Genomic DNA, 18,084 nt, shown 5'->3' on the forward strand with positions numbered 1-18,084 from the left:
TGTGACGTTTACGCAAACGTCAATCATCTAGCAGGTTTTCATTCCGATGAAAATTGAAATATGTGGGGGTGGCAAGCAGCCATAACCGTCGCGATAGTGGATAAGATGTCACTTGCTATTTTCGCCATGGGTCGTTGTTTAGTAGAGCTTCAGGATTGAAGCGTGCCCTGGTTTTTGCCATGTCGCGTGAAATCGCGAATGCAGGTTCGATCATGTGCATTCGCGACTATGGATTTTCGGGCGGGCGGGGGCTGCCGCAGACGGTCTTGAATGACCGCAAGACGCTTTAGGAGCAGAAGCATTTGAGTCTGGAAACGGCCATCAGAAAGGCTCTCGAGCGGGTGGGTCCGGGCGCCGACCCCGAGCAGCGCGCCCGCGTCTACCAGTCTGCCCGTCTGGCGCTGGAAAACGGGATGCGCCAGCAGAACATCACCGACCCGGCAACCGCCTCCGAACAGCGCCGCCAGCTCGAGGCCGCGATCAATCGTGTCGAGCGCGATGCCAAGCTCGACTATATGGAGCACGAGGCGCGCAATCGCGCGGCCCGCGAGACCGCCGAGCGCGAAGAGCGCCGCAAGCGCGAGCTGGAAATGGCCGAGCAGGCCCGTGCAGAGGCCGAGCAGGCGCGCGAGCGCGCCGAGCGTGCGCGGGAACAGGCAGAGCGCGACGCCGAATTGCGCCGCCGCCGCGACGAGATCGACCGCGAGCGCGTTGCCCGCGAACTGGAATATGAGGCGGCGCAGCGGGCGCTGCGCGAGCGCATCGCCGCCCGCGAACAGGCAGCCCGCGAACGCGCCCTGCAGGAGCGCGAGCAGATGCTCGCCGCCGAGCGCCAGGAAGAAGACTCCCGCCGTCAGGCCGAAGATGCCCGTCGCAATGCCGCCGAACAGTCCGAACGCGAGGCCGAAGCCCGCCGCCGCGCACTGGAAGAACAGGCGGAGCGCGAGGAGGCCATCCGCGTCCAGGCCGAGAGAGAACGGCTTGCCCGCGAGCAGGCGGCCCGTGAATTCGCCGAGCGTCAGGCTGCAGAGCGTGAACGCGAAGCGCAGGCGCGGGAACAGAGCGCCCGCGAAGAGGCTGCCCGGCAGGCTGCCGAGCGCGAAAGGTTTGTCCGCGAGGAGGCCGAGCGCCGCGTCGCCGAAGAGGAGGCCCGCCGCGCGGCAGATGCCGAACGCACTCGACTGGCGGCAGCGAGGGCCGAGCATGAGGCGCGCGAGCGGGAGAGCCGGCTGGCTGCTGCATCCGCCGCGTCTGCCATCGGCGGCATGGTGCGCCATGAGAATGCCCCCGCGCGGGATCGCGCGCCGTCGCTTGACGACGCGCCGTCCGTCGAGCTGGAGCGTGACAACGGTCCCCGCGAGCCGGTCTTCGATATCATGCCGGAGGTGGAGCGCCGCGATGAACGCCGCGCGCCGTCCTTCGACATCGAGACGCCGGAGCCGGTCTATGCGGACGATCGCGAGGTCGAGCCGCAGCCCGAAGTCATCCATCTGCCGCCGGAACGCGCCATCAAGCCGCGCCGCAAGAGCCGCTGGAAGGCCCGCGCCTTCGCCCTCGTCACGCTCGCGGCCTTTGGTGCTGCCGGCTGGTGGTGGGTCGAAAGCACCGGCCTGACCTTGCCCAAGGCCGTTCGCGACGGTTCTGTTCCCAATCCGCCGCCCAGCGTCAAGGAAGCCGATTTTGACGGCGCCAAGCAGCTGAAGTCGCTGTCGCGGCAGGGCGGCTATGGCGACGAGTGGACCAAGCTCTTCGAGGCCGGCAAGTCGAAATCCTTCTCCGTCGGTTCGCAGGCAACCGCGAAGGTCGAGCAGAGCGGCTCCGGACCGTATCTCGCCATCACCTCCGCCACACCGGGCCTTGATGGGTCGGTGTCGATCGAGTTGCCGCAATCGACCATCGCCGCCATGCAGGGCAAGACCTCCAACGTCGCCCTCATGCTCGAAGGTGGCGACAAGCCGGTTCAGGTCACCGTCGAATGCGAATTCGGCGGGCTCGGCAATTGCGGGCGCCACCGCTTCCTGCTGTCGCAGAACAAGACCGACCTGATGTTCGATGTCGAGGTCAAGAGCGGAGGCGCTGCAGAAGGACCCGGCCGGCTGTTGATCAATGCCGACGCCGGCGGTGAGGGAAACAGCGTCAAGCTCTTCTCGATTCACGTGCTCCCGGGTAGCTGATCGACCTGAAATTGCATCGATTGATCGGAAAATCCCGCTTGACGGCGGGATTTTTTGTGGTGGAAGCAAATTTTTTTGGACGCCTGACTCAGCGTGATTCCACCTTCCGTTACGGTAGGCTGGGCGGAGTCAAATCCTTCAATGACGTTTCAATAAAGCATTACATTTCAATTGTTTGCAAAATTGATAGCGCGCTGTACGTTGGCGGGGAGTGTTGCCAAAATCCCATCAAGTTGGGGAAAAGCGCAGAAAGTGATTCTCGCCGATTCCGCCGACTCTTGCCACAGAGTCACCCACCCTTTAGGTTAACAAATAATTACTAGATCGCATGCGGCGGAACTAGTCACCACACTGTAAGCGCGTATCCCGGCAGCGGAATCCTTCTGCGGCCTCGGTGGTGGATTCTGCGAGGCACAAGGAGCGGATTTGACGATGACGATGGGCTGGACAGATGAGCGCGTCGAAAGACTGAAGAAATTGTGGTCCGAAGGTTTGAGCGCCAGCCAGATCGCCGCCCAGCTGGGTGGCGTGAGCCGCAATGCGGTGATCGGCAAGGTGCATCGCCTTTGCCTGCCGGGTCGTGCCAAGGCGGGCGGTGCAACAGCCGCTCGTCCGGCCAAGCGCCAGGCAGCAGCAGCGGCCCCCCGCGCTCAGTCTTTCATGCCGCGCACCGTGACCCGCACGGTCACCCGCGCGCAGGGCGCAACCATGCTGAAGGAAGAGGTCGAGACGGAAGTCTATTACGAGACCGAAGTGCAGCCGGCGTCCAACGTCGTCGTTCCGATCTCGCGCCGCCTGGCGCTGACGGAACTGACCGAGCGCACCTGCAAGTGGCCGGTCGGCGACCCGATGAAGGACGACTTCCACTTCTGCGGCAATGACAGCCCGGATAGCTCGCCCTATTGCACCTATCATGCGCGGCTCGCCTATCAGCCGTCCGCCGAGCGCCGTCGCGCCGGCCGCTGATTTCCGCGAAAGCACAGAACGAAATGAAACGGGCCCCGAAAGGGGCCCGCTGCTTTTGTGGGGAGGAGGGAAACTGGGGGGATGAGGGCTGAACCGTCAGAGACGGTCGGTGACGCTCTTGATGGCGTCCTTGGCATCGCCCTTGGCGGTCTGGACCTTGCCCTTGACCTCCTGGGCTGCACCCTTGGCGCGAAGCTTGTCGTCGCCGGTTGCCTTGCCGACAGCCTGCTTGGCCTTGCCCGCGAGTTCATTTGCCTTGCCGGAAATCTTGTCAGTCGTGCTGCTCATGAGCGTTTCTCCTTTTATCGGAATAAACACATTCCGTTTGCTCCGGGAGAACGCCTGAACCCCGATCCGGTTCCCCGTTCACATCGGGAAATCGTGATCTGAGGTGATAGAGGAAGCAAAAACACGGCCGCGACCCGTCAGGGTCAGCGGCCGTGCATCAATGCGTGTCTCAGCCTTCCATCGAATAGCCCGCGCCGCGAACGGTGCGGATGACATCCGGCATGTTGGAGAAGTTCAGCGCCTTGCGCAGGCGTCCGATATGGACGTCCACCGTGCGTTCGTCGACATAGATGTCGTGGCCCCAGACGCCGTCGAGAAGCTGCGAGCGCGAGAAGACGCGGCCGGGCGACGACATGAAGAATTCCAGCAGGCGGAATTCCGTCGGCCCGAGGCGCACTTCGCGCGACCGGCGGTGAACCCGGTGGCTGTCGCGGTCCAGTTCGATATCACCGCATTTCAGCTGCGAGGAGACGACCTCCGGCTTGGCGCGGCGCAGCATCGCCTTGACGCGTGCCATCAGTTCGGGCGTCGAGAAGGGCTTCACGACATAGTCGTCCGCCCCGGTCGAGAGACCGCGAATGCGCTCGCTTTCCTCGCCGCGTGCGGTGAGCATGATGATCGGCAGCCGCTCGGTCGTGGGTCTGGCGCGCAGCCGACGGCACAGTTCGATGCCCGGGACGCCGGGCAGCATCCAGTCGAGGATGACGAGATCCGGCACCTGCTCCTGCAGGCGGATATCCGCCTCATCGCCACGCAGGATCGTCTCCACCTCGTAGCCTTCGGCTTCCAGATTGTAACGGAGGAGGACGCTCAGCGCCTCCTCGTCTTCGACCACGGTGATTTTCGGCTGCATGACGCTTCTACCGCCTTCAGCCCTGAACCGTCATCGTGGCGGTGTTGTCGTCCTTCGGGCGCTCGCCGTCGGGCTGCGTGCCGGTCGTCATGTAGTAGATCGTCTCGGCAATGTTCGTGGCGTGGTCGCCGATGCGCTCGATGTTCTTGGCGCAGAAGAGGAGATGCGTGCAGGACGTGATGTTGCGCGGATCTTCCATCATGTAGGTCAGCAGTTCGCGGAAGAGCGAGGTGTACATCGCGTCGATTTCCTCGTCGCGATCACGGATGGCCTGCGCCTTTTCAGCCGAACGCGTCGTGTAGACGTCGAGAACGTCCTTCAGCTGTGCAAGAGCGAGTTCCGAAAGATGTTCCATGCCGCGGGCCAGGGCGCGCGGAACGCCGCTCTGCTGGACGGCGATGACGCGCTTGGCGGTGTTCTTGCCGAGGTCACCGACGCGTTCCAGATCGGAGGCGATGCGGATCGAGCCCATGATTTCGCGCAGGTCGTTGGCAACCGGCTGGCGGCGGGCGATCGTCAGGATCGCCTTGTCGGTGATCTCGCGCTCGGCGGCGTCGAGGATCGCGTCATCCGAGATCACGCGCTGCGCAAGAGCCGCATCGGCGTTGACCAGCGCGCGAACCGCGTCGCTTGCCATCTGTTCGGCCATGCCGCCCATTTCCGCGATCCGGCGGCTGAGAAAACGCAGTTCCTCGTCATAGGCGGTCATAATGTGGGATTGGGTCATGTCGGGCCTCTTCGATCAGCCGTTGCGCGTTCATGCTCGGCCGCACCATGACAATGGCGCGACGCATTCCGTATGGATGCGCTTTCCTAGCGCCACCCGCCAATGCTTTTATGACACTTTGGCAAAAGATTTGTGACAAATTATATCGCTGAATTCACTAGGCTTTTTCAGGTGCTGTCAAAGCCTGTGCGATGAGACGCGTCAAAATCTGACCGTGAAGACCGATCCCTTGCCCATTTCCGACTGGACGATGAGGCGCGCGCGATGCCGCGTCAGGATATGCTTGACGATGGCGAGCCCGAGCCCGGTGCCTTTCTTTGAGCGGCTGGCTTCCACATTGACGCGATAGAAACGCTCGGTGAGACGTGGAATATGTTCCTCGGCAATGCCGGGACCGAAATCGCGGATCGACACTTCCGCCCCTTGGCCCTTGGTCGCTGGCGTCAGCGTCACTTCGATGCGCTTGCCTTCCTGCCCGTATTTGCAGGCGTTCTGCACGAGGTTTTCGAAGACCTGGATCAGTTCGTCCCGGTCGCCGGCGACAAAGACGGGATCGTTGGGCAGGTCGACGACGATCTCGACGTCGAGCGAGGCGGCGAGCGGCTGCAGCGCATCGCGGACATGGCCGAGAAGCGGCAGCAGGTCGACCCGGTCGGAGGGTGCGATATGCGCCTTCAGTTCCAGCCGTGACAGCGACAGCAGGTCGTCGACCAGCCGGTTCATCCGCTGCACCTGTTCCAGCATGATGCCGAGGAAGCGTTCGCCGGCCTTCGGATCGTTCTTTGCCGGTCCCTGCAGCGTCTCGATGAAGCCCTGCAGCGAGGCGAGCGGGGTTCTCAGCTCATGGCTGGCATTGGCCACGAAGTCGGAGCGCATCCGCTCCACGACGCGCGATTCAGAGATATCGCGGAAGGAGAGGATGAAATGTGTCGGCCGGCTGCCTTCCGGCGCAATCGGGGCGACGCGCACGAGATAGACCCGGGTCGAAGGGTGGCGCTCGGTGTATTCCACCGTGTTGACATTGCCCGTGGCAATCGTCTCGCGCACGCAGTCGAGAATGGCGGGCGAGCGCAGGCGCGTCGTGATATGCGCGTTCGGCTCGATGTCGCCGAAGGCCTCGGCTGCCGCGCCGTTCTGGAAGACGATGTTCTCGCGCCCGTCGATCAGATAGAGTGGCATGTCGATGGCCGACAGCGCAGCCCTTGTGATGCCGATATTGTCGCGCGGCGCCTCGGTGACGGGCAGCGTTTCGTTCACGCTTGCGGCAATCGGTTCAGTGCGGGCGTTGCGGGATGGCTGGTAGGCCAGGATCGCGACGGCGCCGATCGACAGCACAACGGCCACCGCAATGGCGTGCATGGCGGCGGCAAGGGCGGCCACGAGGATCAGAAGGCCAGCAAGCAGGGTATACGGATTCTGCCGCCATCTGATTTTGCCGTCGTCGTCCGTCAATGCCACGCCTTCCTCCCAACACACGCGAATCGCCAATGATGGGAACTTGTTACGCTTCTATTGTGACATGTTTTTCTTCGCACGCACCCGCGCTAAGATGAAAATTATGACAAACAAAATTATGACAAACAGGGAAGTGATCGCATGACCGGTGAAAAGAGCAGGGCCGTGGAACTTGAGATCGGCGGCAAGAAGCGGGTGTTCGACGTTGATAACCCGCAATTGCCCGAATGGATCGAGGCAGCAGCACTCGATTCCGGCGGCTATCCTTACAAGAAGAAGCTGAAGGAGGAAGAGTATCAGGTCGAGCTCTACTCACTGCACAAGGAACTGGTGAAGGTCCAGTTCTGGCTGCAGGCAACCGGCAAGCGCGTGATGGCCATCTTCGAAGGCCGCGATGCTGCGGGCAAGGGCGGCTCCATTGCCGCAACACTCGCCTACATGAACCCGCGCTCCGCCCGTGTCGTGGCGCTCACCAAACCGACCGAGACGGAACATGGCCAATGGTATTTCCAGCGCTATGTCAGCCATTTTCCGACCGCCGGCGAATTCGTCGCCTTCGACCGCTCCTGGTATAACCGCGCCGGTGTCGAACCCGTCATGGGTTTCTGCACCGAGGGCGAATACAAGGCCTTCCTCAAGGCAGTGCCGGAATTCGAGCGGCTGATCGTCAATGACGGCACCCATCTCTTCAAGTTCTGGCTGAATATCGGCCGCGAGATGCAGCTGAAACGCTTCCACGACCGCCGCCACGATCCGCTGAAGGTCTGGAAACTCTCCGACATGGATATCGCCGCACTGACCAAGTGGGACGACTATTCCAAGGCGCGCGACAGGATGCTGAAGGAAACTCACACCAAGCACGCGCCCTGGACGGTCATCCGCGCCAACGACAAACGCCGCGCCCGCCTCAACCTCATCCGCCACATGCTCCACGCGCTGGATTATGACGGCAAGGACAAGCAGGCGATCGGCGCGATCGACAATGACATCCTGGATGGACCGGAATTGCTGAAGGATTGAGGGCGCCACCCATCCTCTCCCCTTGGCGAGCTTGGTGAGGGGTGAATTGCGGGGCATTGCGGTGGAAGATAGGCCCCCTCTCTTGCGATTTCTGATGTTTAGCCTTCGGCTAAGCCATCGAAATCGCTTTCTCCCCCACAAGTGGGGAGATTGGAGGATGGCGCGACCGCTTGCTTCCATCTCCCCCTTGGTGGGGGAGAAAGGAATTTCAGCATCTTAGCGGAACGCTAAGTGCTAGAAATTCCAAGAGAGGGGGTATTTCCACCAAAATTCCATCCCCCATTTCCCCCGCTCTCCATTCTTCCCCCATACTTGTCCCGTCCCATCACGGATACACCGCAGGGCGCTGCGGCGAGGTGGGGCCGGTTCCGGATGTGGGGGTGCGACGCAAGCCCCCGCATGTCTTTCGACCGACAGGAAGAGAGACTGGTTTTCGTTCCTGACTCACAAGAAATGGGACGACGATTGCCGGCGCTTGGCGAGAAACGGTGACCCGGCGGGGAGCGCGGCAAGGCAGGCCGTCCCCGACGCGCTGGCCTGGCCAGCATAAGCTATCGGTTCGCTACCATTATCTTCCGGGAAGAACCCGGACGAGGACCGGGCGTTGAGATCCAAGTTCGTTGAGTGACAAGGACTGAAACGGGGCGTCTGGGACGCCATATTACTTATACTATTACGAGGTGTTGCAGACGCCCCGGCCGATCTTCTGTGAAGGGGATCATGAGAATGAGGGAAACCCCGGAGGCGGATCGCCTGCCGGGATTTCAGTGCGCCGTCGCCGTCTCCACACGGCAGAAGGCGACACCACCAACCGCCTGCATTTGTTGACAATGACGGGTGAAATCGCGATAGTGCCCGCGCCGCTGTTGAAGCGGCATTTTTTATTCCCGTCGATGACAGGACCAAAGGAGATCCGCGCCATGGCCGAAGCCACGCCGCTTTATGACAGTTATTCCCGTGCGCCGCTCCGTTTCGAGCGCGGCGAGGGCGTCTGGCTCATTGCGGAAAACGGCGAGCGATATCTCGATTTCGCAGCCGGCGTGGCGGTGAATTCGCTGGGCCATTCGCATCCGCATCTGGTCGAGACGCTGAAGGCGCAGGCCGAGAAGCTCTGGCACGTGTCGAACCTCTATGAGGCTCCGGGCCAGGAACGCCTCGCCAGCCGCCTGGTTGCCAACACCTTTGCCGACAAGGTCTTCTTCACCAATTCCGGTGCCGAAGCGATCGAATGCGCCATCAAGACGGCGCGTCGCTATCACTTCCACAAGGGCCATCCGGAAAAGTTCCACATCATCACCTTCGACGGCGCCTTCCATGGCCGCACGACGGCGACGATCGCGGCCGGTGGCAATGAGAAATATATCGAAGGCTTCGGCCCCAAGGCGTCCGGCTTCGACAAGGTGCCCTTCGGCGATCTCGATGCCGTCAAGGCTGCCATCACCGATGCAACCGCCGGCATTCTGATCGAGCCCGTGCAGGGCGAGGGCGGCGTGCGCCCCGTCGATCCGGAATTCCTGCGCGCACTGCGCACCATCTGCGACGATCACGGCCTGTTGCTCATCCTCGATGAAGTCCAGAGCGGCGTCGGCCGCACGGGCCGTCTCTTCGCCCATGAATGGGCCGGCATCACGCCCGACATCATGGGCATTGCCAAGGGTATCGGCGGCGGCTTCCCCTTCGGGGCCTGCCTTGCCACGGAAGAAGCAGCCTCCGGCATGGTCGCCGGCACGCATGGCTCGACCTATGGCGGCAATCCGCTCGCCATGGCGGTCGGCAATGCCGTGCTCGACGTCGTGCTCGGCGATGGCTTCCTCGAACATGTCAACGACATGAGCCTCGTCTTCCGTCAGGGTCTGGAATCGCTGAAGGATCGCTATCCGGACGAGATTGTCGAAGTGCGCGGCCAGGGCCTGCTGCTCGGCATCAAGGCCAAGCGGCCGGTCGCCGATCTCATCAAGGCCGTGCGCGCTGAGCACATGCTCGGCGTCGGCGCCGGCGACAATGTCATGCGCCTCGTTCCGCCGCTGACCGTCACGGCAGACGAAATCCGCGAAGGTCTGGCCCGCATCGAACGGGCGCTCGACCATTTCAAGGCTGCGGCATAAGCAGCCATTTCATTTCAGGACATCGACATGGCCTCTCCGAAGCATTTCCTCGATCTCTCCGCCGTTTCCGCCGGCGAGCTGCGCGTCATCATGAATGACGCGCTGGCCCGCAAGAAGGCGACGAAAGCCGGAACCGCCGACCAGCCGCTGAAAGGCAAGATGCTGGCGATGATCTTCGAGAAGCCCTCGACCCGAACCCGCGTCTCCTTCGATGTCGGCATGCGCCAGCTGGGCGGCGAAACGCTGTTCCTGTCCGGCACCGAAATGCAGCTCGGCCGCGCCGAGACGATTGGCGACACCGCCAAGGTCCTCTCGCGCTTCGTCGATGCCATCATGATCCGCACGACCGCCCATTCGCGCCTGCTGGAACTCGCCGAACACGCCACCGTGCCGGTCATCAACGCGCTGACGGATGACACGCATCCCTGCCAGATCATGGCCGACATCATGACCTTCGAGGAGCATCGCGGTGCCGTGAAGGGCAAGACGATCGCCTGGACCGGCGACGGCAACAACGTGCTCCACTCCTTCGTCGAGGGCGCCGCACAATTCGGCTACCGCATGAACATGGCGGTTCCGCTCGGTTCCGAGCCGGATGATCGCTTCCTCAACTGGGCGCGCAACAAGGGTGCCGACCTCATGCTTACCCATGACGTCGACCGCGCCGTTGCCGGCGCCGACTGCATCGTCACCGATACCTGGGTGTCGATGAACCAGGAGCACAAGGCCCGCGGCCACAACGTCTTCATGCCCTATCAGGTGAATGCCGAGCTGATGGCCAAGGCCGAGAAGGACGCGCTCTTCATGCACTGCCTGCCGGCGCATCGCGGCGAGGAAGTCACGGATGAAGTCATCGACGGCCCGCAGTCGGTCGTTTTCGACGAGGCGGAAAACCGCCTGCATGCTCAGAAATCCATTCTGGCCTGGTGCCTTGGCGTTATCTGATTCATTGACTATCTAAGGGGCAACTTGAAGGACTGGAGACGATGCAGATCGGTTGTTCAGTCCTCGCCACCCCTGAAACACGCTTGAAAGACGGCCGTCCGCAATACCGGACCCGGCCGGGAGAAACATGATGTCAGAGCTGACCGCCAATCTCGGCGAATTTGGTTTCGCCGGGGACGATAATGTTGTTCCGTTCCAGGTCGAGGGTCTCGATGTGCGCGGTCGCGCCGTGCAGATCGGCCCGATGCTGGACGCCATCCTTGCCCGCCACGACTATCCGGTGCCGGTGGCACGGCTTTTGGCCGAAGCCGTCGCGCTGACGGTCCTGCTCGGCACCTCGCTGAAATTCGAAGGCAAGTTCATCGTCCAGACGCAGGGCGACGGGCCGGTCGATCTTCTGGTCGCCGACTTTTCGACGCCCGACAGCCTGCGCGCCTATGCCCGCTTCGACGAGGAGCGGCTGAAAGAGGCGATGGACGAAGGCCTGACCTCGCCGCCCGATCTGCTCGGCAGCGGCATTCTGGCCTTCACCATCGATCAGGGCACGCATATGGGCCGCTATCAGGGCATCGTCGAGATGGACGGTTCGAGCCTTGAAGACATCGCTATGGTCTATTTCCGCCAGTCGGAACAGATCCCGACGGCAGTCCGTCTCAGCGTCGCCGAACTGCTCGACCGCGACGAGGCTGGCAAGCCGCGCCATCGCTGGCGGGCCGGCGGTCTCATCGCGCAGTTCCTGCCCGAAGCGCCGGAGCGCATGCGCCAGCCGGATCTTCCCGGCGGCGATGGCGACGAAGGCCACGAGATCGATGAAGACGACAACTGGACCGAGGCCCGCAGCCTCGTTTCAACGATCGATGCCGACGAGCTCACCGACCCGCAGGTCGGCGCTGAACGTCTGCTCTATCGTCTCTTCCACGAACGCGGCGTCCGCGTCTTCGAACCGCAGAAGGTCCTCGACCGCTGCTCCTGCTCGCGCGACAAGATCGCCGGCGTTCTGCGCGGTCTCGATCCGGACGAAGTCGATCAGGGCTTTGAGGATGGCGTGATCACGGTGACGTGCGAATTCTGCTCCGAGGTCTATCGTTACACGGCCGAGGAAGTGGAAACGGTGCGCGCCGAAGCGTAACGCTCAAAGGGCGGACGCTGAATTCAGTTCAGCGTCCGTGCCAGACCCGGTGAATCCAGCGAGAATGCAGGAATGGCGACGTCGAAGGTTTCCCCGTCGTCCGTCTCCATCTGATAGCGGCCGAACATCATGCCGGATGGCGTGTCGAGCGGGCAGCCGGAGGAATATTCATAGGTGTCGCCGGGCGCGAGCCGCGGCTGTTCGCCGATGACACCAGGCCCCGTGACCTCGTCGACCTGCCCGTTCTGGTCCGTGATATGCCAATAGCGATGCATGAGGCGCACCGCTCTCTTCGACCAGTTGGCAATGACGATCCGGTAGCCCCACACATAGCGGCTATCCTCCGGATCCGACTGGTCCGGAAGATAGAACGGCTCAACCGTCACTTCGATATCCCGGGTTACCGCCCTATACATGACACACCTGCAAAACCATGGATTTAGGTATTGTACACCAAAGCGCTTGCGTCAAGTTTGCCGTGGCCTGCTGGTGGCATGTCAGACATCGCTTGATAAGACCTGCGACACAATTTTTCTTGACTCGGAATATCATGATATTATGGCTGTTCGAAAAGCCGGGCTGCAGACAAACCGGGCTGGGTTCACGGAGCATAGAATGAACATGCGCAAGCTTCAGGTCATCGCCGCACTGTTGGCTGTCGCCCTGGGTGCCTCGGGTTTTGCGGCCAGCGCCGACGAGATGAAGACCTATGAGATCACCGTCAAGGACAAGGTCTTCACCCCGAACCAGATCACGGTCAAGGCAGGCGAGCCCTTCCGCATCAAGCTGAAGAATGCCAACCCGATGCCGGTGGAACTGGAATCTTCCAAGCTCGGCTTCGAGAAGGTCGCCGCCGGCTTTTCCGACATTCTGGTGAATGTCCGCGCCCAGGCGCCCGGCACCTACACGTTCTTCGATGACTTCCATCCGAAGGAAACGACCGGTCAGGTTGTCGTCCAGTAACGTCGTCGTCCGGTAAACCGTTCAGTTCGGGAAACTTCACATGCTCGGCGCCCTCATCATCGTCTTCCGCGAAGTCTTCGAGGCCGGTCTCGTCATCGGCATCGTGCTGGCCGCGACGAGGCTCGTGGCGGGCAGCCGCTGGTGGATTGCCGGCGGCGTTCTCGCCGGCATTGCCGGCAGCGCGCTTCTGGCGATGTTCGCCGAGGTCGTGTCGAAATGGGCCGATGGCTTCGGGCAGGAACTCTTCAATGCCGGCGTGCTCGCCATCGCGGTGGGCATGCTCGTCTGGCATAACCTCTGGATGGCCCGCCACGGCCGCGAACTCGCCGCCGAACTCACCGCTGCTGGACAGGCCGTCAGCGAAGGCCGCCGCCCGCTCGCCGCTCTTGCCGTGGTCGTCGGCGTCGCCGTCTTGCGCGAAGGCGCCGAAATCGCACTCTTCATGTACGGGATCGTGCTTGCCGGTGGCGACAGCTGGTCCTCGCTGGCGCTGGGCTCCGTGCTTGGTCTCGTGCTGGGCGGTGCGGTCTCCGCGCTCACCTATCTTGGCCTCGTCAAGATCCCGACGCGCTACCTCTTCTCCGTCACGTCCGGGCTGATCACGCTGCTCGCCGCCAGCATGGCCTCCCAATGCGCCGCCTTCCTGCTCGCCTCCGGCAAGGTCAACGTTCTCTCCGCCACCGCCTGGGACACATCCTGGCTGATCGACGAAGGCAGCATTCCCGGCCGCCTCCTGCACACGCTGATCGGCTACGCCCAGACCCCGAGCGAGCTGCAGGTTCTCGTCTATCTCGTCACGCTGGTGGCGATTGTTGCGCTCACAAAGGCGCTGTCGCCCAACCATGCGCCGCGGGCGGCTGCGGCGGGGCGGTAAGCGAGATCACCAGCCAATTTGCCCGGCCGGCCGGCCTCTGCTAAAATGTCTTCATGGATATGATGACTGACCGGATGATCGTGCCTGCCGACTTCCCCGAGCTGAAAGCGCTCGCGTGGAACCGGGATCCTGCGCGCGGCATTCCGGCAAAAGAAGCATTTGCGCTCTATGAACGCAACTGGCGCTTTGTCGATCGCAATCGCCTGAGTAAGGACGAAACCCGGCTCATCGAAGAACTCGCCCGCGCCTTCGGCCACGGCCGGCTTCTGGTGTGAATGCGGCATGAAATTCAAGCGACCGGAACACAACACGATTGCGGGCCTGCTTCGAAACATGAACGCTGGGTTTCTTCTTGAAACCCGCTGCTGGTTCGGAGGCGGAACAGCAATCGTGCTGACTCACGGCGAATATCGCCGTTCGCTTGATGTCGATTTCCTGTGTGCGGACACGGACGGCTATCGCAACATCCGCAACGCTGTGTTCGATCAAGGACTTGCCGCTCTCTTCGCCGACGACGTCAAGTCGCTTCGTGATATCCGCGCCGATGCCTATGGTATTCGAACGCTCGTTGAATACGAAGGGCTCGCCATCAAGTTTGAAATCGTTCGGGAAGCGCGTGTTTCGCTGAGCGGTGCCATTGCGCCTGGCCTTGCGGTCCCAATGCTGAGCATTCCCGACATGTTTGCGGAGAAACTGCTCGCGAACGCAGACCGGTGCTTCGACCGTGCCGTGGCCTATCGTGATGCAATTGATCTGGGCCGGCTGGCGCAGGTGCATCATGACATTCCGCGCAAGGCGGTGGAAAAGGCTGAAGCGGCCTATGGCGCCGACATTGTCAGGAAGGCAGTCGGCATTCTCAACCATCTTCAGGATGCCAGCGAAGTCGCCTACGCGGCGGAAGCCCTTGATATGGAGTTGACGATCGCGGAAGCCGCCATTGACGCCTTCCGCGAGGCCGCGCGCCGGGCATGGCCCGACGCAGATAGTCTTTAAGCCTTGACCTTCGACAGCGCCTGCTCGAGATCGGCCAGCAGGTCGTCGCCGTCCTCGATGCCGAGCGACAGGCGGACGGTGCCGGGCGAAATGCCGAGTTCGGCGCGGTCTTCGTCCTTCAGGTTCTTGTGCGTGGTCGTCGCCGGATGGGTGATCAGGCTCTTGGCGTCGCCGAGATTGTTGGAGATGCAGATGACGTCGAGTGCGTCCTGAAGCGCGAAGGCAGCTTCCTTGCCGCCCTTGAGTTCAAAGGCAACCAGCGTCGAGCCGCCGGTCATCTGCTTGGCGATGATGTCGGCCTGCGGGTGGTCAGCGCGGCCCGGATAGATGACCTTGGCAACAGCCTTCTGGTCGGCGAGGAAATCGGCCACGCGTGCGGCATTTTCCGTCTGCTGCTTGACGCGAAGCGGCAGGGTTTCAAGACCCTTCAGCAGCGTCCAGGCATTGAACGGCGACATGGCCGGACCCGTATGGCGGAAATAATCGTGCAGGTTCTCGTCGATCCAGTCCTTCGAGGAGAGAATGACGCCGCCGAGGCACCGGCCCTGGCCGTCGATATGCTTGGTGGCCGAATAGACGACGATATGGGCGCCGAGATCGAGCGGGTGCTGGAAGAGCGGCGTCGCAAACACGTTGTCGACCACCAGCTTGGCGCCGATCTGGTTGGCAAGCTTGGCAACGCCGGCAATGTCGACGACTTCCAGCGTCGGGTTGGTCGGGCTTTCCAGGAACATGACCTTGGTGTTCGGCTGGATCGCCTTTTCCCAGTTGTCGAGATCGCGGCCGTCAATCAGCGTGCAGCCGATGCCGTAGCGCGGCGCCAGCGTCTCGACGATGTAGCGGCAGGAACCGAAGAGGGCGCGGGCGGCGACGATATGATCGCCAGCCTTCAGCTGGCACAAAATGGCGGCGGAGATGGCGGCCATGCCGGACGCGGTGGCGCGGGCGTCTTCGGCGCCTTCCAGCAGGCACATGCGCTTTTCGAACATGTCATTCGTCGGCGAGCCGTAGCGGGCATAGATGAACCCGTCATCTTCGCCCTTGAAGCGGGCTTCGGCCGCAGCCGACGTCTCGTAGAGGAACCCTTGGGTGAGGAAAATCGCTTCTGACATCTCGCCGAATTGCGAGCGCAGCGATCCGCCGTGAACGAGTTTGGTTGCGGGCTTCCAATTCCTGGTCATGGGTATGCACCTTCACACAACAAAAAAACCGGTCGCAATTGCGGACCGGTTTCACAACCCGGTCCTTTTAGCCACTTATTTAACGTGGCTGCAAGCCGACCGGCCAAATCACCACGGGATAAAAAGCCCTTACGCCTCAAGGGCGCTTGCGTCAATTGGCCGATTTTGGTTTTGTCCGCCAAAGGATTTCAAAAATGACCCGCACCACCGGAATTCTGGCCGACAAGGCGATCAAGGCTCTGTTCGATGCCGGCAAGCTCAAGAGCGAGGCCGCGCTCGACCATGACCAGATCCAGCCCGCCAGCCTCGACCTGAGGCTCGGCGCAAAGGCGTTTCGCGTCCGCGCAAGCTTCCTGCCGGGCCCGCATCATCTCGTCGCCGACAAGCTCGACCGGCTGAAGCTCCATGTCATCGACCTTTCCGAAGGCGCGGTGCTGGAAACGGGCTGCGTCTATATCGTCCCGCTAATGGAAAGCCTGTCGCTTGATGTCGCGATGTCGGCGTCGGCCAATCCGAAAAGCTCGACCGGCCGTCTCGATATCTTCACCCGCGTCATCACCGATCGCGCGCAGGAATTCGACAAGATCCCGGCCGGCTATAACGGCCCGCTTTATCTCGAAATCTCGCCCCGGACCTTCCCCATCGTCGTGCGTCGCGGCTCGCGCCTGTCGCAGATCCGCTTCCGCATCGGCAATGCGCTTCTGACCGAGCAGGAGGTCAAAAGCCTGCATGCCAGCGAAGGCCTTGTGGCCTCCAGCGAACCGAATGTCTCCGGCGCCGGCATCGCGCTCTCCATCGATCTCGAAGGCACCGGCCCGGATGGCCTCATAGGCTATCGCGGCAAGCATCATACCGCCGTCGTCGATGTCGACCGCAAGGGCGCGCATGACCTGCATGACTTCTGGGAGCCGATCTATGGCCGCGGCCGCAACGAGCTGATCCTCGATCCGGACGAGTTCTACATTCTCGTCTCCCGCGAGGCTGTGCATGTGCCGCCGCTCTACGCGGCCGAAATGACGCCCTTCGATCCGCTGGTCGGCGAATTCCGCGTCCACTATGCCGGCTTCTTCGATCCCGGCTTCGGCCATGCGGCCGCCGGCGGCAAGGGCTCGCGCGCCGTTCTTGAGGTACGCAGCCACGAGGTGCCCTTCATCCTCGAAGACGGCCAGATCGTCGGCCGTCTGGTCTACGAGCACATGCTGGAACAGCCGCAGGCGCTTTACGGTTCTGGCGTCGGCTCCAACTATCAGGCTCAGGGGCTGAAGCTCTCCAAGCATTTCAGAAGCTGAGCGGCCGGTTGACCGCCGGAGGACGCAGGATTTGTCATTTCAGCCGGCAGGCCTTGCGCCGGTTAACCATGCCGTGCATCATCTTCGAACATTTCTAAGATAATTGTCTCCCATTCGTTGACAATGGTCAGCCCTGGATTAGGGATTTGGGAACTTTTTCACTGTGAGGATTATATGAAAGAGCTTCTTTTTAAATTCGACGGCCGCATCAACCGCAAGAAGATTTGGTTTGCATTTCTCATTCATCTGATTGCCGCTGCCGCAGTCGGCGTCATCTTCTCGATCCTTTGGACCATCTTCCCCGGCACGGTGACCGAAGATGGCAATTTCCACGTCGAAGGCGCGGCTTCCGCTCCCTATTTCGTCGTCGGCATTGCCTATCTGGTCTTTGCGGTGTGGTCGGGTCTGGCGGTCGCCATCAAGCGCGTACATGACCGCGACAGGTCCGGCTGGTTCATCCTGATCCAGTTGATCCCGCTGATCGGGCCGATCTGGTTTCTCATCGAAGCCTATTTCCTGAAGGGCACGACCGGCCCGAACCGCTTCGGCGAAGATCCGCTGCAGGCCTGATCGCCAGGACATGCAGATGAAAAGCGGCGCCGGCTCAAACCGGCGCCGCTTTCAGTTTCAGTTGCAGTCGGAGGAGACGACCTTGCAGGCGCCGTCCTTGCAGCCCTGCAGGGCCTGCGCTTCGGCGTCCTTCTTCGTCGGAGCAACGCCCCACCAGATGGACTTGCCGTTGGAGGCCAGCGCGCCGCACTTTTCATAGGTCACGGCGAGTGTGCATTCCTTGCCGCCTTCTTCCTTGCAGAATTTCATGGCGAAATCGGAAGCTTCCTTTTCCGTGTCGCCGCCGCCGACGCCGAAATAGGGCGACTTGGACTTGTCCGACGTATCGACGGCAAACGCGCCCCACTTGTCGCCAGCAAGTGCGGTGCCGGCAAGCGCAGTTGCGGACACGGTGGCAATAAGACAGAATTTGATGATGCTTTTCATGAGTTTATACGTCCCTCCGATGCTGGAGCCGGTCGCCTGACCGGGCTCAACGCATATCTCATACCCTATGCATTCGCGCCATCAACGGCGCCGGCGAAAACATTTCTGCGATGATGGGGTGAGCGC

At 61.9% G+C, this 18,084-nt stretch carries 19 protein-coding genes and 1 riboswitch; of the genes, 12 read left to right on the plus strand and 7 right to left on the minus strand.

What is annotated here, in order from left to right; genetic code table 11:
• Nucleotides 1–302 precede the first annotated feature (302 nt).
• Together LQK84_RS16460 and LQK84_RS16465 are read left to right on the plus strand one after the other, a co-directional pair.
• Entirely contained in the window at nucleotides 303–2,174 is a 1,872-nt protein-coding gene (locus LQK84_RS16460; protein ID WP_230829812.1) for a hypothetical protein, read from the plus strand.
• A 438-nt stretch (nucleotides 2,175–2,612) separates the two neighbouring features.
• On the plus strand, nucleotides 2,613–3,140 hold the full coding sequence (locus LQK84_RS16465; protein WP_230829883.1) for a GcrA family cell cycle regulator: 528 nt from the start codon (nucleotides 2,613–2,615) through the stop codon (nucleotides 3,138–3,140).
• A 96-nt stretch (nucleotides 3,141–3,236) separates the two neighbouring features.
• Here the strand turns inward: LQK84_RS16465 and LQK84_RS16470 are convergent, their stop codons facing one another.
• The 4 genes from LQK84_RS16470 to phoR form a co-directional block, all read right to left on the minus strand.
• Nucleotides 3,237–3,428 (minus strand): CsbD family protein, encoded by a 192-nt coding sequence (locus LQK84_RS16470; RefSeq protein ID WP_230829813.1) that lies wholly within the window; start codon nucleotides 3,426–3,428, stop codon nucleotides 3,237–3,239.
• A gap of 169 nt (nucleotides 3,429–3,597) precedes the next feature.
• Entirely contained in the window at nucleotides 3,598–4,281 is a 684-nt protein-coding gene (gene phoB, locus LQK84_RS16475; protein WP_109855945.1) for a phosphate regulon transcriptional regulator PhoB, read from the minus strand.
• A gap of 16 nt (nucleotides 4,282–4,297) precedes the next feature.
• The gene (gene phoU, locus LQK84_RS16480) at nucleotides 4,298–5,008 is read right to left on the minus strand and encodes a phosphate signaling complex protein PhoU (RefSeq protein ID WP_230829814.1); all 711 of its coding nucleotides are present in this window, start codon (nucleotides 5,006–5,008) and stop codon (nucleotides 4,298–4,300) included.
• A 201-nt stretch (nucleotides 5,009–5,209) separates the two neighbouring features.
• Nucleotides 5,210–6,460, minus strand: coding sequence for a phosphate regulon sensor histidine kinase PhoR (gene phoR / locus LQK84_RS16485; RefSeq protein ID WP_230829884.1), 1,251 nt, complete (start codon nucleotides 6,458–6,460; stop codon nucleotides 5,210–5,212).
• Nucleotides 6,461–6,604: 144 nt separating this feature from the next.
• On the opposite strand from phoR, the gene ppk2 reads away from it, so the two are divergent.
• The 4 genes from ppk2 (at nucleotide 6,605) to LQK84_RS16505 (ending at nucleotide 11,662) form a co-directional block, all read left to right on the plus strand.
• Nucleotides 6,605–7,483 carry a polyphosphate kinase 2 gene (gene ppk2, locus LQK84_RS16490; protein WP_230829815.1) on the plus strand — a complete coding sequence of 293 codons (879 nt, stop codon included), beginning with the start codon at nucleotides 6,605–6,607 and terminating at the stop codon, nucleotides 7,481–7,483.
• A 920-nt stretch (nucleotides 7,484–8,403) separates the two neighbouring features.
• On the plus strand, nucleotides 8,404–9,588 hold the full coding sequence (locus tag LQK84_RS16495) for an aspartate aminotransferase family protein (RefSeq protein ID WP_230829816.1): 1,185 nt from the start codon (nucleotides 8,404–8,406) through the stop codon (nucleotides 9,586–9,588).
• 27 nt (nucleotides 9,589–9,615) lie between these two features.
• Nucleotides 9,616–10,533: an ornithine carbamoyltransferase gene (gene argF / locus LQK84_RS16500; protein ID WP_230829817.1), complete on the plus strand. Its 918-nt coding sequence runs from the start codon at nucleotides 9,616–9,618 to the stop codon at nucleotides 10,531–10,533.
• Nucleotides 10,534–10,663: 130 nt separating this feature from the next.
• Nucleotides 10,664–11,662 (plus strand): Hsp33 family molecular chaperone, encoded by a 999-nt coding sequence (locus LQK84_RS16505; protein WP_230829818.1) that lies wholly within the window; start codon nucleotides 10,664–10,666, stop codon nucleotides 11,660–11,662.
• A 23-nt stretch (nucleotides 11,663–11,685) separates the two neighbouring features.
• Here the strand turns inward: LQK84_RS16505 and apaG are convergent, their stop codons facing one another.
• Complete coding sequence (apaG, locus tag LQK84_RS16510; RefSeq protein ID WP_230829819.1) at nucleotides 11,686–12,078, minus strand: Co2+/Mg2+ efflux protein ApaG; 393 nt, start codon at nucleotides 12,076–12,078, stop codon at nucleotides 11,686–11,688.
• A gap of 199 nt (nucleotides 12,079–12,277) precedes the next feature.
• Between apaG and LQK84_RS16515 the strand changes: the two genes are divergently transcribed.
• The 4 genes from LQK84_RS16515 (at nucleotide 12,278) to LQK84_RS16530 (ending at nucleotide 14,492) form a co-directional block, all read left to right on the plus strand.
• Nucleotides 12,278–12,625 (plus strand): cupredoxin domain-containing protein, encoded by a 348-nt coding sequence (locus LQK84_RS16515; protein WP_230829820.1) that lies wholly within the window; start codon nucleotides 12,278–12,280, stop codon nucleotides 12,623–12,625.
• Between the two features lie 40 nt (nucleotides 12,626–12,665).
• Nucleotides 12,666–13,499, plus strand: a complete 834-nt coding sequence (locus tag LQK84_RS16520; RefSeq protein WP_230829821.1) for an FTR1 family iron permease — start codon at nucleotides 12,666–12,668, stop codon at nucleotides 13,497–13,499.
• A 74-nt stretch (nucleotides 13,500–13,573) separates the two neighbouring features.
• The gene (locus tag LQK84_RS16525) at nucleotides 13,574–13,774 is read left to right on the plus strand and encodes a hypothetical protein (RefSeq protein ID WP_442966976.1); all 201 of its coding nucleotides are present in this window, start codon (nucleotides 13,574–13,576) and stop codon (nucleotides 13,772–13,774) included.
• Between the two features lie 58 nt (nucleotides 13,775–13,832).
• Nucleotides 13,833–14,492, plus strand: a complete 660-nt coding sequence (locus tag LQK84_RS16530; protein WP_269072156.1) for a nucleotidyl transferase AbiEii/AbiGii toxin family protein — start codon at nucleotides 13,833–13,835, stop codon at nucleotides 14,490–14,492.
• Here LQK84_RS16530 and LQK84_RS16535 read toward each other — a convergent pair.
• The gene (locus tag LQK84_RS16535) at nucleotides 14,489–15,673 is read right to left on the minus strand and encodes an O-succinylhomoserine sulfhydrylase (protein WP_230829823.1); all 1,185 of its coding nucleotides are present in this window, start codon (nucleotides 15,671–15,673) and stop codon (nucleotides 14,489–14,491) included. The two genes, LQK84_RS16530 and LQK84_RS16535, sit on opposite strands and share 4 nt — an antisense overlap.
• 46 nt (nucleotides 15,674–15,719) lie before the next feature.
• A riboswitch (SAM riboswitch) is annotated at nucleotides 15,720–15,798 on the minus strand.
• A 69-nt stretch (nucleotides 15,799–15,867) separates the two neighbouring features.
• Between LQK84_RS16535 and LQK84_RS16540 the strand changes: the two genes are divergently transcribed.
• On the plus strand, nucleotides 15,868–16,962 hold the full coding sequence (locus tag LQK84_RS16540) for a 2'-deoxycytidine 5'-triphosphate deaminase (protein WP_230829824.1): 1,095 nt from the start codon (nucleotides 15,868–15,870) through the stop codon (nucleotides 16,960–16,962).
• Nucleotides 16,963–17,136: 174 nt separating this feature from the next.
• The gene (locus LQK84_RS16545; RefSeq protein WP_230829825.1) at nucleotides 17,137–17,532 is read left to right on the plus strand and encodes a DUF805 domain-containing protein; all 396 of its coding nucleotides are present in this window, start codon (nucleotides 17,137–17,139) and stop codon (nucleotides 17,530–17,532) included.
• A 57-nt stretch (nucleotides 17,533–17,589) separates the two neighbouring features.
• On the opposite strand, the gene LQK84_RS16550 is transcribed toward LQK84_RS16545, so the two are convergent.
• Nucleotides 17,590–17,958, minus strand: a complete 369-nt coding sequence (locus LQK84_RS16550) for a DUF4189 domain-containing protein (protein WP_230829826.1) — start codon at nucleotides 17,956–17,958, stop codon at nucleotides 17,590–17,592.
• Between the last annotated feature and the right edge of the window lie 126 nt (nucleotides 17,959–18,084).

This window comes from Rhizobium sp. C4 (assembly GCF_021026315.1).
Taxonomy (GTDB): Bacteria; Pseudomonadota; Alphaproteobacteria; order Rhizobiales; family Rhizobiaceae; genus Ensifer_A.